We start from the raw sequence: 15,889 nt of genomic DNA on the forward strand, positions 1-15,889 counted from the left end.
GTTATGAGTTAATTGCAAAGGTGAATATTTGATATGAAAACGTCTATCGAAGTAATTGATCGCGCCACGAGTAATAACATCAACATGATTGCCGACGGCAATCTAGCCATAAGCCTGAACACACCCAGTGTTGTGTTAGTGCATGGTTCCGTTGCCGATGTGGATCGTTATGAGCGAACCGGCAATGATCTGTTGATTTATATGAAGGATGGCAGCGTTATTCGTTGTGATGGATATTTTCAAGTCGATGAGACTGAACATCATAGCGAGCTTGTTTTTCAAGATGATAACTCTGCGCTGACCCACATTAGTTTCGCGGATATGCCCGAAGTTGCCCCTGATCAGATTGTGCCGTTGCAAGCCCAAATAGAGATGCTTGATAAGGTTGATCCGTTGCTCTACGGCAGCGACGACTCGAGTGGATATGGACTGCTAGGTTTGATGGGGGCAGGGCTTGGCGGCGCCTTGGTGGGGGCAGTGCTGAATAACGATGAAGACGGTGGGTCTAACAAGGTTGTAACTATTGATAACACCCTGCCGCCTGAAACTGCGCCGCCTACTTTCATTGCAACCGACAATCAAGGTCAGCTCCAAACGCTGCTAGTCAACGGCAGCAAGACCGATGACCTTAGTCCTGTCTTTAGTGGTAGCGGTCAGGCTGGCGCAAACATTCAGATCGTAAACGTTGAGGGTGTCGTTATTGCCAGCACCCAAGTCGGGGCGGGAGGTACTTGGACAGTCACTGCTCCCGATCAAGCGCTGGGTCAGCATACCTATGAAGTCGTGCAGCAGAGTGGTGGCAACAGTCTGAGTGCGGGCACGGTCAGCTTCGATATCGTAGGCAACACTGTCGAGCTGACGATTGATCCTGTAGGCGGCGATAACCAGATCGACGAAAGCGAAGTGAGTGCGGCCCTCATCGTCAGCGGTAGTGCCACTGGTCTCGAGACTGGCACGGAAGTCATTGTGTCAATCGCAGACAAAAGCTACACCACGCAAATTATCGATGGTGGGCTTTGGAGTCTTGAGCTGCCGAGTGAGGTGGTTGCAGGCCTGCATGATGGTTTTTACACCGCTCAGGTAAGCGCTACAGACCTTGCTGGTAATGGTCACACGGCTTCCAAAGGGTTTTCCGTAGACACTTCAGCTCCAGTTGTCAGCATAAATGCCGTAGCCCTGGATGATGTGCTGAATGCTTCGGAAGTGTCGACTACGCAAACCATCAGTGGCTCAGTAATGGGGGCAGCAGCAGGTGAGACTGTTACGGTCAATGTTGGGGGCACGCAGTATCAGGGTTTGCTGGGCATCGACAACACATGGTCTGTCGATATTCCAAGCTCTATGTGGACGACCATTGGCGATGGTGCGCTGACAATCTCTGCCAGCACTGTCGATGCGGCAGGCAACACGGGCGAGGCAAGCCGTGACATATCTATTGCCGCAGGCCTGCCTGGTTTGCGTGTTGCGACCGTTTCAGGCGACGACATTATCAACGCAATCGAACATGCCCAAGACCTTACTATTTTCGGCACAAGCACGGGGCTTGTTGCCGGTCAGACTGTAACGGCCACTATCGATGGTAAGAGTTACCTGACGGCGATCAATGCGGACGGGAGTTGGCAGGTTGGTTTGCAGGCCAGTGATGTTTCGAAATATATGCAAGGCTTGCTGGTTATACATGTCAGCAGCGCTGATGCTTCGGGCAACCCTGTCGCGATCGAGCATCAGATCATGGTTGATTTGGCGGATACAGCGGTCAGTATCAACGCCGTGGCGTTGGACAATATCATCAACAGCGTCGAGCAAGCTTCTGACTTACTGCTTTCAGGTGCCACAGCGAATGTTGAAGCTGGTCAAGTTGTGGTTATCAATTTCGCGGGTCATCAATATCTAGCAACTGTTGCTGGTGACGGTGGATGGAGCGTTGTTTTACCTGCAACTGACCTGGGTGGGCTTACTGATGGTTATCGCAATCTAGAGGTTCAGGTCACCAATAGCACAGGGAGTGTTGCGCACAGCGAGCAGCTCGTTCAGGTTGATGTGACCTCACCGATACTGGTTATCGGCCCTGCTGTCAGTAGCGGCGGACTGGATTCCGCGCACGATGATTTACTGAACGCGTTGGAGGTCAATCAGGATCTTCTGGTCAGCGGCGTTACCTCTGCGCAGGTAGATCAAGCCTTGACTGTCAGCCTGAACGGTCAGAGTTATCAGACTGTTGTTGGTGGGGGCGGCGTTTGGAGCGTCACCATTCCTTCCACAAATTTCTCTTCAGCACCTGACGGCGCTCTACTAATCACAGCAACTACCACCGACAAAGCTGGTAACAGCGTGCTGCAGACTCGCGAGTTGACAGTCGATACCACCGCGCCAGTCATCACCATTAATACTGTTGCGGGCGACAATGTCATTGACGGTACAGAGCAGAAGGCCGGACAGCTTATCAGTGGCACCGCGGATACCGAGCCCGGCCAAGTTGTAGAGGTCACGTTTAACGGGCGCACTTATCAATCCGTGGTAGCCGACGGTGGCGCCTGGAGTGTGGATGTTGATGCGCGTGACTTCCTTGATACGCCTGATGGTGATTATGACATCACTGCTTCAGTGGTCGATAAAGCTGGCAATGCCGGAGCAACAAACGGTTCTGTGTACCTGCAGGCGGATGCACCCACTGTAACTATCAATAGCTTCACTGCGGACGATATCCTCAGCAAGCTTGAGCAAGGCGCCCCACAGACTCTCTCGGGTACATCATCGGTTGACGCCGGACGAGTCGTGACCGTGACGCTCAATGGCAAGGATTACAGTGCTCCAGTCCAAGGGGATCACTCATGGAGTGTGGTGCTCGGCACGGCTGATTTGGCTGCCCTGGCAGATTCGGGTGTTTATAGTATTACCGCGACAGCTACAGACAATGTCGGTAATACCGGTTCCAGCGATCACTCTTTCACAGTTGATCTCAGTGGCCCATTGATGACGCTGACTATCGACAGCATCACCGTCGACAGTGGTCCATCCAGCAGTGATTTCATTACTAATGATACCTCCTTGGCAGTCCAAGGTACGTTGGGCGCTGAGTTGGGGGCGGGCGAGCTGATGCAAATCAGCCTCGATGGCGGGGCGACGTGGATAAACCTCCATGTGTCGGGCACGACATGGACCTATGTCGACAGCAGAACGCTGGGTGATGGCACGCACGATTACACGGTTCGCCTGATCGACTCCCTCGGTAATGTTGGGGCAACAGCTAGTCAATTGGTCACTATTGATACCAATGCACCTACATCAACCATTGCCATTACCAGTATCAGCGATGACACTGGTTCGTACGTCGACTACATCACTAATGACACTAGCCTGACGGTCAACGGCACCTTATCCAGCCCTTTAGCGGTCGATGAGCTGGCGCAAATCAGCCTGGACAACGGCGCGACCTGGACAGCCTTGAGCATTGCGGGCACGACCTGGAGCCATGCTGATGATCGAACCTTAGTCGATGGCTCATACCAATACACGGTGCGCGTGATCGATGTGGCCGGCAGTATTGGCTCAACCTATACCCAAACTGTCATTGTCGACACAGCAGCGCCGGTTGCCGCAATTCACATTGACAGCATCACTGATGATACCGGTGTGTCTGCGACGGACTACATCACCAGCGATAACACGCTGGTGGTTAATGGCACCTTGAGCGCTGCGCTCAATACTGACGAAATCGCGCAGATTAGTTTGGATGGCGGCGCAGTGTGGACCGCTTTGGTGACGAGTGGCTTGGCTTGGAACTACACAGATGGCCGCACGCTATCTGACGGTGTGCACACCTATCAGGTTCGTGTCGTTGACCTTGCCGGCAACTCAGGCCCAGTTGAGCAGCAAGCGGTTACGGTTGATCGTGTGGCGCCGACTACTTCGATCAGTATTGACAGCATTAGTGATGATACCGGCTTGTCCTTGACGGATTTCATCACCCGCGACACCAGCCTCACGTTGTCCGGCACCTTAGGCAAAGCGCTGGAAAGCGATGAGCTCGTACAAATCAGCATTGATGCTGGTACGACATGGATCACCCTGACGGATGTCACCGGCACTCAATGGGGTTACATCGACTCGCGCGTGCTGACCGACGGAAATTACGATTACCAGCTACGGGTTATCGATCAAGCTGGGAACATTGGTCAAACTGCTAGCCAAACGGTTGTGGTAGACACAATTGCTCCGCTGGAACAGGCAACTATTACTGGCTACGACGATGATCAAGGGGCGCGTCAAGGCATTCAGACGACTCACAACATTACTGACGATACCGCACCGGTTCTGCAAGGTACGCTCACTGCTGAGTTGCAAGGTGGTGAAGTTCTGAAGATTTTCCAGAACGGTATTTATCTGGGTGTAGCGACGGTTAGTGGGGGCACTTGGGCCTATGCGCTCACTGGCCTGGAAAATGCCAATACATACGACTACTCGGCGGTGGTCACCGATGCAGCAGGTAACACGACAACCTCAGCTGACTATCGGTTGAATGTGGATACCAGCGTTCCGAGCAGTGTCACGTTCGAGTCTCAAATCACCTCGGATACGACTCCGGTGCTACGAGGCACGATTTTGGAGGACTTGAGTGCCAGCCAGATACTGTATATCACGGTTAATGGCATAACCTACTCGTCCAGTACTAGTTATGGTGACGGTCGGGTTGTTGTTGATACGGCAAATCGTACTTGGTACGTGCAGATACCCAGTAGCGACAACTTGGGTATCGATACTTATGACGTGATTGCCAAAGTGGTTAACGAGGACAGCAATGGCAGCCTCAGCAGCGAGACTTTCAGCGGGGCACAGGTTGTAATCGCCGAACCGGCTATCGATACGCAATGGGCTGGCGATGCGCCTGGGGAAAGGACAAATAACCAAGAAGGTCTAAGTTACAGCATTGGAGAAAACGGCCTGTGGAATATTGTTGCCAATACAGCGGTTTACAACAGCAGTGATTTAAACACCTACAGCACTGATGTTCTGGCGAAGGAAAGTGTCACTGGTAACACGGTGAACTACACCTATTTCGACTTGGATCGAGATGGCGATATGGATATTTTTGCCACGCAAACCAGCTATACACGGCCATTCCAATATTGGCAGAACGATAATGGCAGCTATACCAGCAAAACGATCGAATATGGTGCCTTGGATACCTATTACGGTGGTACGGTTGCCTATGACCGTACTGGTAATGGCTATCTTGATCTTGTGCTGGGTGATAGTAATTTAGATAGCTATTCGTCGGGCTGGTTTAACAATAACCAGGACGGAACCTTCACTCAAGATACGGTGACTCGTGGCTTAACCCCGTCCTACTCCTTTGGCGCCAGTATCTCTGGCGTGGATATCAATAACGATGGCACGGTTGATATCACGGGCCAGATGAATGGCGGCGGTGGCAGTAACGGCTACACGCTGGGAGTTATTACCAATAACGGCGATGGCACTATGGCCATCGGCCAGATCGTGAATAATGTATTCAATGATGGCGGTGGTGCCGACAATGTAGGCACTAGCATGACTTGGGCAGACTTCAACGGTGACGGTACGTTAGATCTTTACCTTAACCAACACTTCGCTGGCGCGAACAAAGCCGCAGTTTTAATCAACAACAACGGAACCCTCGACAACTTCGTTGAAGTCAACGCCGGCCCGGATGTTCGTTCACGGATTGCCTTGGCTGTTGATTGGGATCACAACGGCACCACTGATATTGCCAAGATGGGTGGCTACAACAACGGCGACACCATCCAGATGATACTCAATAACGGTAACGGCCTGAGCTGGACCAATGCCAACCTGAACTACAGCTACAGTTCTCGCCTTACCGGTGCAGCCGCCATGGATTACGACTGGGATGGTGCTGTCGACTTGATTGGCTTTACCAACAATGGTCATTCGTTTGTGGTGAAGAACACCAATGCTGTCGCCGAAGGTACTTCGATGCACCTACGGATTGTCGATCAGAACGGCATTAATGCGTTCTACGGCAACACGGTACAGCTCTTTGACAGCAGTGGTGCCCTGGTTGCCACGCAGATCCTCAATGCGCAGTCAGGGGTTGGTGTGAACGACAGCTCTGCATTACTCAACTTCTATGGGTTGAGTGCGAGTGAGACCTACTCGGTCAACTTGATCCGCATTGTCGATGGCGTGCGTTCGGATGTGACTGAAACAGTGAACAGTGGTTGGGGTGGCTTGACCACGGGTGACGCCACACACAACTACGTGCTATCTGTGGAGTCAGATAGCGACCGCAATAATGGTGTGTTTGTTGGTAGCGGATACAACGACACATTCATCGCAACCGCAGGCTCTGACACCTATAACGGTGGGGGTGGCTGGAGCTACAGCTCAGAGCACGGTACTTGGGTCGCGGCGAATGGCGGCATGGATGTTGTGGACTACCAGCTGGCGACTAACGGTGTCACGGTCGATTTAAGCTCCACAGCAACCCAGGACACTGGTTTCAACAGCGCAAAACTAGTGGATGTCGAAGGTGTATTGGGCAGTAGCTTTGACGATATCTTCACTGGCAGCGCAGGTGATAACCAGTTTCAGGGGCGTGGTGGCAATGACTTGATCAATATCGCTAACGGCGGACACGACAGCTTGATCTACAACCTGCTCAGTGCAGTTGATGCAACGGGTGGCAATGGTACTGATGCCATCGCAGGCTTTACCGTTGGGACCTGGGAAGGGACCAACGACACCGATCGCATCGATATCAATGAGCTGTTGCACAGCGCAGGTTATACAGGCACGGGCAGTGCAAGTTATGTCGATGGGGTGGCGACACTGGATACTTCTGCAGGGAACATTGAGGACTACCTCAGCGTACTGCAGAACGGCGCCAACACCGATATCCAGTTCGACCATGACGGGCTTGGCGGCGCATTTGATCCGACCACAATCGCGTCCCTAAGCGGCGTGCAAGTCGATCTGGCAACGCTGCTGGCCAATCACCAGTTGTTGGTGGCATAGCCGGAGGCTGGGAAGGGGCGCAATGCGCCCCTTTACTTCGATACGGGGTCGTTCTGACCCCGTTCATCAGAAGCGGTTAATAACCACCTGTTCTGCTGCGAGCGATACGTAGGCGTGCAGCGCAGACTGAACAAATCAATCCGCTACTCAGCAGTGAACAGAGACTGGGGTGTTTATTCCAATTCATCTGATGAGTCATTGCGATTGCCATATAGGCTATTTTTTAATGAGTCACTTAACATCAAGTCATGAGTCATGGCTGTCAGCGATGCTGATGGTGGCGAAACATTACCGTTTGGATTTTTCAGAAGAGAACGTACGGGTTGCCCTGAGTTGGGACAACGACACCTCACTGGACTTGTTGCTAGAAGACATGGGGCGCCAGCTTGGGCTTGAGTCATACATAGCTGAGTTTTCAGAAAAGTTTCTTGATCCTTGGCGCATGCCGTTTATTGTGCTGCTGCGCAAGGGTGACGTCGCTGTGCTCGAGCGCATGGATAGTGTCGGTCAGGTCTCAGTGCAGTTCAGCAATGAAGGCGGTCTCGCACTGACCATGAGCGTCAGTGAGTTGTCTGAGCACGTTGAACGCCTGGTGATATTGCGTCCGCTCACAGCCATTCCTGATATTCGGGTTGATGAATACATCAAGCCATTCAAGAAAAACTGGTTCTGGGAAATAGCGCTGCGTGATTGGCGTCGCTATGGCGAGATCATTGCGGCTTCATTGGCCGTTAATGTATTAGCGCTCGCCAGCATCATATTCTCCCTGCAAGTATATGACCGGGTTATTCCGGCACAGTCATATCCAACCTTGTGGGTATTGTTTAGCGGCGTGATTCTGGCTGTCTTCTTTGAGTTCACCTTACGCATGGTGCGCACTTATATCTCGGATTCGATAGGCAAGCGTGCAGACCTTAAAATATCCGATCGAGTGTTAGGTCATGCGCTGCGTGTGCAGAACAGTGCCAGGTCTAAATCAACGGGCTCGTTCATTTCACAGATCCGTGAGTTAGAGCAGGTTCGCGAACTGATCACTTCGACGACTATCGGCGCGGTGGCAGATTTGCCGTTCTTTTTCCTGTTCGTATTTATTCTTTGGATGATCGGCGGCCCATTGGTTTTTGTGGTGCTGGCAGCCGTTCCAATGTTGGTCATTCCTGGCTTGCTGGTGCAGAGGCCTTTCTCGAAGCTCTCCAACGATGGGATGCGCGAATCGGCCATCCGCAACGCCACGTTGGTGGAGGTTGTGGAAAGCATCGAGGATATTAAGCTGCTGCGCGCTGAGCAAAGGTTTCAAAATCAATGGAACCATAACAATGAAGTCGCCGCGAACATCAGTATGCGTCAGCGGTTTTTGACCGCCATGCTCATGACCTGGACCCAGCAAGTTACGACCCTGGTCTATGCTTCAGTGTTGTTGATTGGCTGCTACATGGTCATCCAGGGCGATTTAACCACGGGCTCACTGGTTGCCATGACACTGCTGTCATCGCGCACCATCGCACCTCTCTCACAGATTACCGGGGTGCTTTCCCGCTGGCAGCAAGCCAAGGTGGCACGTAAAGGCCTGGACGAGCTGATGAACAGGCCAATTGATCAGCCCGCCCGGGGCAAAGCGGTGCACAAGGCATCGCTGCGTGGGGCCTACCAACTGAAGGGTGTGGAGTTCCTTTACGACCCGGAAGGAAAAACTTCGGATATCAGCATTGCTGCGCTGAGTATCAAGGAAGGCGAGAAGGTGGCCGTTCTGGGTCGCAATGGCGCAGGCAAATCTACTTTGTTGCAATTGCTGTCTGGCATGCGCTTTCCCTCCCAGGGCCAACTGCTACTCGATGATATTGCGATCACTTCGCTGGACACTGCTGACTTGCGTCGAGACATGGGGTTTCTGCACCAAAACTCCCGGCTTTTTTTTGGCTCAATCCGCGAAAACCTGACCATGGGGCGGCCGCTAGCCACCGACGAAGAGATCTATCGTGCGCTGCTCATGAGCGGAGCACTGACGTTCGTACAGAAGCAGACCAAGGCCCTCGATTATATGATTCTTGAAGGTGGATATGGCCTTTCTGGAGGGCAGCGCCAGGCATTGATGCTGGCTCGTATGCTGATCACCCAACCTAATATCGTCTTGCTCGATGAGCCGACTGCAGCGATGGACGATGTGACCGAGCGAGAAGTGATTGCTCACCTGAAGGACTGGCTCGGGCCGCGCACGTTAGTCCTTGCGACGCACCGGCCAGCGCTTCTTGAGTTGGTTGACCGAGTGATTATTGTCGATAGCGGAAACATCGTGATGGATGGTGAAAAAAGCGAAATCCTCAACAAGGTGGCAAAACCTTGAACATCTATCGAGGCGGGGCGCAATGAGTACACAGTCGGCATTAAAACCCTCGATAACGATGCGACATCGGGAGCAAGCACTACCGAGTTCAAGCCTTATCATCGTGGTTGTCCTGCTGCTGTTAGGCAGCTTCTTGGCCTGGGCTTGGTATTTCAAGTTGGAGGAAGTCACTACCGGCATTGGCAAGATTGTTCCCTCTGCGCATGAGCAGACTATTCAATCGCTTGAGGGCGGGATTCTGAAAAAACTCTATGTGAGAACGGGGGACACCGTAGAGCAAGGCCAGACGTTGGCCCAACTGGATATCATCCAATCAGAATCGGCGGTACAGGAAAGTCGTGCGCAGTATATTGCAGCGCTGGCGACTACCTCGCGCCTGCGGGCGGAAGTAGACGGTATGCCGTTAACCTTTCCAGCAGAGCTTGATGATAAACCGCAACTGACAACGTCTGAGCGCCAACTTTATAGATTGCGTCGCAATAGTCTGGAAACCACCCTCACTGGACTTGATCGTGAGCTTGAGTTGGTGAGGGGTGAATTGCGCATGACCGAGCCTTATGTGGCTAGAGGGGCTGCCAGTGCTGTGGATGTGTTGCGTTTGCGCCGGCAAATCAGCGAACTGCAAAACAAGTTAACGGACACCCGCAGCCAATATTTAGTAAAGGCACGGGAGGAGTTGGCCAGAGCCAGTGCTGATGTTGCGTCACTGCGCTCGGTCATTCGCGGTCGGCAGGATGCTTTGAGTCGCTCGACCCTTACTGCACCCGTGCGTGGCATCGTCAAGGACGTAGAAGTTACCACCACCGGCGGCGTCATTCCTCCCAATGGTAAGTTGATGACTATCGTGCCCTTGGACGACAGCATTCTGGTTGAGGCGCGAATATCGCCTCGTGATATTGCCTTCATTCACCCTAAACAGAAGGCGCTAGTCAAAATTACGGCCTACGACTATTCCATCTATGGTGCGCTGAAGGGGGAGGTGACCGTCATCTCGCCCGATACAATTCAGGATGAGGTTAAGCGCGACGAGTTCTATTACCGTGTCTATATCAAGACTGACTCTGCAACGCTGGAAAATAAAGCCCATCAGAAATTCCCGATCTTCCCGGGAATGATTGCAACCGTGGACATTGCCACTGGCGAAAAGACTGTTCTCAGCTACTTGATCAAACCCTTCAATAAAACCAGGGAAGCGCTACGCGAGCGTTGATCTTTGCCGTGTTGGCAGAGCCGCTGCTGAAGATTAGTTTACGCGGATGCTCGGCTGACCCGGAGCCGCGCCCAGAGGGTTTGCAGGTTTCAGTTACAAGTTCACGTCCATGCATCCATGCCCGCGAGTGCACCAAAACCTGTAAGGTGGGTCCGAGAATTAACGAGGCGTAATGATCGCCCAGATTTACTACGCTACGCTGAAAGGCAAGCAAACGGTTCATTCACAAAAGGAGTTCAGCATGGGTTACCAAAAGATCCAGATACCGGCAGTCGGTGACAAAATTACCGTTAATGCAGATATGTCGCTTAACGTCCCGAATAATCCAGTTATTCCTTACATTGAAGGGGATGGTATCGGTGTCGATATCAGCCCAGTGATGATCAAAGTGGTCGATGCTGCAGTGGCAAAGGCTTACGACGGCAAGCGCAAGATTTCCTGGATGGAAGTTTTTGCAGGAGAGAAGGCCACCCAGGTCTACGATCAAGACACCTGGTTGCCGAAGGAAACCCTGGAGGCCGTACGTGACTATGTTGTCTCGATCAAAGGCCCGTTGACGACACCGGTAGGCGGCGGAATTCGCTCGCTAAACGTGGCGCTGCGCCAGGAACTCGATCTGTATGTCTGTCAGCGTCCAGTGCGCTGGTTCACCGGTGTGCCTAGCCCAGTGAAGAAGCCAGGCGACGTAGATATGGTGATCTTCCGCGAGAACTCCGAGGATATCTACGCTGGGGTTGAGTGGAAGGCTGGCTCACCTGAAGCGGAAAAGGTCATCAAGTTCCTGACTGAAGAAATGGGTGTGAAAAAGATCCGCTTTACCGAAAATTGCGGTATCGGCGTCAAACCCGTCTCGCAGGAAGGCACCAAGCGCTTGGTGCGTAAGGCTCTGCAGTATGCGGTGGATAACGATCGTCGTTCGGTGACCATCGTGCACAAGGGCAACATCATGAAATTCACCGAAGGTGCATTCAAGGAGTGGGGCTACGAAGTTGCCCGCGATGAATTTGGCGCTGAATTGCTTGATGGCGGCCCATGGATGCAATTCAAAAATGCGAAGTCCGGCAAGAATATCGTGGTCAAAGATGTGATTGCTGATGCGATGTTGCAACAGATTTTACTGCGTCCCGCCGAGTACGACGTCATCGCGACACTTAACCTCAATGGTGACTACCTGTCAGACGCCTTGGCGGCAGAAGTGGGTGGGATTGGTATCGCGCCGGGCGCTAACCTTTCCGACACCATCGCGATGTTCGAGGCAACGCACGGTACTGCGCCGAAGTACGCCGGTCAGGACAAGGTTAACCCGGGCTCACTGATTCTCTCTGCTGAAATGATGCTGCGGCATATGGGTTGGGTCGAAGCAGCTGATTTGTTAATCAAAGGGACTGAAGGCGCAATTGATGCCAAGACGGTGACCTATGATTTCGAGCGTTTGATGGAAGGTTCCAAGCTTATGTCTTGCTCTGAGTTTGGTGACCAAATGATTGCGCACATGTAGCTGTAATCAGCGAGCAAAAAAAAGCCGGTTACGTACCGGCTTTTTTCATGAACCCCTGCGCTTGCCGTTAGACTTCTACGGTAGTGTCGTGGGGTTGGTTGGTGGCTACTGGCGTCTCGGTACTGGCCGTGACGTTATTGATGTTGACGGCATGGAGTCCTTTGGGGCCTTGAATAATATCGAAGCTCACAGGTTGACCGGCTTTCAGCGTTTTGTAGCCGTCCATCTGAATCGCCGAATAATGGGCAAACAGGTCTTCATCGCCGCCGTCAGCCACGATAAAACCATAACCCTTAGCATTGTTGAACCACTTGACCTTACCGCTTAGCATGCTGATATCCCTCTGCAAAGGACCCCGTCTCTGGGGTATCATCCACTTTGATCACGCGCCGCCCGCTTATTCGTTCCACTCGTTTGAGGGGTATAGCGCGAAACCCCTTACACCCAGTCCGGGTATTTATTGTTTGTAACACTGATTTACCGTTAGTCAAGGTAAGGCAGTGCAGAAATAGTGACGTTCCCCATACTTTGGACTGGGGGTTATCCATTCGCCCTACAACGAACTTTTACAACCATGCATGCAAGTAGCCAGATTCGACTAACATTCAATCAGGATCAACCTGCACCACATGAGGACGATTCCGCAGGCATAGCCGTGCAGGAATCAAAGCCCGCTCTGCAGGCTCCACCAATGTACAAAGTTATCTTGTTTAATGATGACTACACGCCAATGGATTTCGTGGTAGAGGTACTGGAGACTTTTTTCAGCCTGAATCGCGAGCTGGCAACCAAAATTATGCTGACCGTCCATACAGAGGGACGGGCCGTATGCGGAGTGTTTACCCGCGATGTTGCCGAAACCAAGGCAATGCTGGTAAATCAGTACGCAAAAGAAAGCCAGCATCCACTACTCTGTGAGATCGAGAAGGACGGTTAGTACCGTTCGCTTGGGCATGAGGTGAAGCTATGTTAAATCGAGAGCTCGAAGTTACCCTCAACTTGGCATTCAAGGAGGCTCGCACAAAGCGTCATGAGTTCATGACAGTAGAGCACTTGCTACTGGCCCTGCTAGACAACGAGGCGGCGTCCAGCGTGCTGCGTGCTTGTGGCGCAAACCTGGACAAACTTCGGCATGATTTACTGGAGTTTATTGACTCCACCACGCCACTGATCCCGGTGCACGACGAAGAGCGTGAAACCCAGCCAACGTTGGGTTTTCAGCGTGTCTTGCAGCGTGCGGTTTTCCACGTCCAAAGTTCAGGCAAGCGCGAGGTCACCGGCGCCAACGTGCTCGTGGCGATTTTCAGCGAGCAAGAAAGCCAGGCTGTATTTCTGCTCAAGCAGCAAAGCGTTGCGCGCATTGATGTCGTCAACTTCATTGCACACGGCATTTCCAAAGTGCCAGGCCATGGCGGGCAGCCGGATGGCGAGCAAGAGATGGGCGATGAAGAGGGTGGTGAGTCTTCGATTTCTGGTAATCCGCTGGATTCTTTCGCCAGCAATCTCAATGAGCTAGCGCGTCAGGGCCGTATCGATCCGTTGGTCGGTCGTGAAACTGAAGTGGAGCGCGTTGCGCAGATTCTCGCGCGGCGCCGGAAAAACAACCCGCTATTGGTGGGTGAAGCGGGTGTCGGTAAAACTGCAATCGCAGAAGGGCTGGCTAAGCGCATTGTCGATAACCAGGTCCCTGACTTACTGGCTGACAGCATTGTCTACTCCTTGGATCTCGGCGCACTGTTGGCCGGCACGAAATACCGTGGCGACTTCGAGAAGCGTCTGAAAGCCTTGCTCAACGAGCTGCGTAAGCGTCCACACGCGATTCTGTTCATTGATGAGATCCACACCATCATTGGTGCTGGTGCAGCCTCTGGCGGCGTCATGGACGCTTCCAACCTGCTCAAGCCAATGCTTTCGTCGGGCGAGATCCGTTGCATTGGCTCAACCACCTTCCAAGAGTTCCGTGGCATCTTTGAGAAGGACCGGGCGTTGGCCAGGCGCTTCCAGAAAGTTGATGTGGTCGAGCCATCGGTAGACGACACCATCAGCATCTTGCGTGGCCTGCGTGCGCGTTTCGAGCAACATCACAACATTGAGTACAGTGACGAAGCGCTGCGTGCGGCGGCTGAGCTGGCTTCTCGTTATATCAATGACCGGCACATGCCGGATAAAGCTATTGATGTGATTGATGAAGCGGGTGCATATCAGCGCTTGCAGCCAATTGATAAGCGGGTGAAGCGTATCGATGTGGCTGAAGTTGAGGATATCGTCGCTAAAATTGCGCGGATTCCGCCTAAGCACGTCAGTAGCTCTGACAAGGAACTGCTGCGTAACCTTGAGCGCGACCTGAAACTGACGGTGTTCGGCCAGGAAGCGGCTATCGACTCATTGTCTACGGCGATCAAGCTTTCACGTGCAGGGCTCAAGGCCCCCGACAAGCCAGTTGGCTCTTTCCTGTTTGCAGGTCCGACAGGCGTTGGTAAGACTGAGGCTGCACGTCAGCTATCGAAGTCGTTGGGTATCGAGCTAATTCGCTTCGATATGTCCGAATACATGGAGCGTCATACCGTTTCGCGTTTGATCGGTGCGCCGCCGGGTTATGTCGGTTTTGATCAGGGTGGCTTGCTGACTGAAGCCATCACTAAAACACCACACTGTGTGTTGCTGCTCGATGAGATCGAGAAAGCGCATCCTGAAGTGTTTAACTTGCTGTTGCAGGTGATGGATCACGGCACATTGACCGATAACAACGGTCGCAAAGCCGATTTCCGTAACGTCATCTTGATCATGACGACCAACGCCGGTGCTGAAACGGCAGCGCGAGCATCGATTGGCTTTACCCATCAGGATCACTCCAGTGATGCGATGGAAGTCATCAAGAAGAGCTTCACTCCGGAGTTCCGTAACCGTCTGGACACAATCATTCAGTTCGGCCGTCTGAACACTGAAGTGATCAAGAGTATCGTCGACAAGTTCCTTACCGAACTGCAAGCACAGCTTGAGGACAAGCGCGTTATGCTTGAGGTCAGCGAGGCTGCACGGACATGGCTGGCTGTTACGGGCTATGACGCTACGATGGGTGCTCGGCCGATGGCGCGCCTGATTCAAGACAAAATCAAGCGTCCGCTTGCAGAAGAGATTCTGTTCGGCGAACTGTCAGAGCATGGTGGTGTGGTGCATGTTGACATTGAAGATGGCGAGTTGACCTTCGAGTTTGAAACAGCGGCCGAGATGGCTTAGCCGTTATAACCTGAGCGGATGCACCTTGGTGTATTCGCTCAGGCCACGCTTCGATGGTTGAAGATAAAATCGCGACAACAAAAATGCCCGGCTGATAACCGGGCATTTTTTTGTACCTGCTGTAAGCCAATAGGTTTTAACCGCGTTAAGTCGCAAGTCTCAATGTTAAAGCCGAGTAGGGGGTATTTACCGAGGTAAATAGTTCGTCTGAGTCGGGTTTAACCAGATTTGCGGGCAGCGGTTATAGGCTGTTAGCGGGCGCGGTAGGTGATGCGACCTTTGCTAAGATCGTAAGGTGTTAGCTCAACGCGCACCTTATCGCCGGTCAAAATACGAATGTAGTTTTTGCGCATCTTTCCGGAGATGTGCGCAGTTACGACGTGCCCATTTTCCAACTCCACACGAAACATGGTGTTGGGCAGGGTGTCGACGACAGTGCCTTCCATTTCGAAGCTGTCTTCTTTCGACATGCAGTAAAGCCCTCGGTATCCAATGAATGGCCCGGTGCAACTGGCGCCAGGCAAAAGCGGCGTGCATTGTGCCCGAAAACAGGTGCTTACGCCAAGTGATCCGCTGAAATAAGCTG

General features: G+C 52.6%; 8 protein-coding genes. 6 read left to right on the plus strand and 2 right to left on the minus strand.

Going from position 1 to position 15,889, the window contains the following annotated elements:
- Positions 1-33: 33 nt before the first annotated feature.
- From B9K09_RS10745 to icd, 4 genes are all read left to right on the plus strand, one after another.
- Positions 34-7,017: an Ig-like domain-containing protein gene (locus B9K09_RS10745; RefSeq protein ID WP_087516801.1), complete on the plus strand. Its 6,984-nt coding sequence runs from the start codon at positions 34-36 to the stop codon at positions 7,015-7,017.
- Between the two features lie 226 nt (positions 7,018-7,243).
- On the plus strand, positions 7,244-9,358 hold the full coding sequence (locus tag B9K09_RS10750) for a type I secretion system permease/ATPase (RefSeq protein ID WP_218191992.1): 2,115 nt from the start codon (positions 7,244-7,246) through the stop codon (positions 9,356-9,358).
- A 22-nt stretch (positions 9,359-9,380) separates the two neighbouring features.
- Entirely contained in the window at positions 9,381-10,568 is a 1,188-nt protein-coding gene (locus tag B9K09_RS10755; protein WP_087516803.1) for an HlyD family type I secretion periplasmic adaptor subunit, read from the plus strand.
- Positions 10,569-10,809: 241 nt separating this feature from the next.
- Positions 10,810-12,066: an NADP-dependent isocitrate dehydrogenase gene (gene icd, locus B9K09_RS10760; protein ID WP_087519068.1), complete on the plus strand. Its 1,257-nt coding sequence runs from the start codon at positions 10,810-10,812 to the stop codon at positions 12,064-12,066.
- Positions 12,067-12,133: 67 nt separating this feature from the next.
- On the opposite strand, the gene cspD is transcribed toward icd, so the two are convergent.
- Positions 12,134-12,397, minus strand: coding sequence for a cold shock domain-containing protein CspD (gene cspD / locus B9K09_RS10765; protein WP_087516804.1), 264 nt, complete (start codon positions 12,395-12,397; stop codon positions 12,134-12,136).
- Between the two features lie 243 nt (positions 12,398-12,640).
- Between cspD and clpS the strand changes: the two genes are divergently transcribed.
- Entirely contained in the window at positions 12,641-13,003 is a 363-nt protein-coding gene (gene clpS / locus B9K09_RS10770; protein ID WP_087516805.1) for an ATP-dependent Clp protease adapter ClpS, read from the plus strand.
- Positions 13,004-13,032: 29 nt separating this feature from the next.
- Positions 13,033-15,303 (plus strand): ATP-dependent Clp protease ATP-binding subunit ClpA, encoded by a 2,271-nt coding sequence (clpA, locus tag B9K09_RS10775; protein WP_087516806.1) that lies wholly within the window; start codon positions 13,033-13,035, stop codon positions 15,301-15,303.
- Between the two features lie 251 nt (positions 15,304-15,554).
- Here clpA and infA read toward each other — a convergent pair whose 3' ends face one another.
- Positions 15,555-15,773, minus strand: a complete 219-nt coding sequence (infA, locus tag B9K09_RS10780) for a translation initiation factor IF-1 (RefSeq protein WP_002553999.1) — start codon at positions 15,771-15,773, stop codon at positions 15,555-15,557.
- Between the last annotated feature and the right edge of the window lie 116 nt (positions 15,774-15,889).

It is taken from the genome of Pseudomonas sp. M30-35 (assembly GCF_002163625.1).
Classification (GTDB): Bacteria; Pseudomonadota; Gammaproteobacteria; order Pseudomonadales; family Pseudomonadaceae; genus Aquipseudomonas.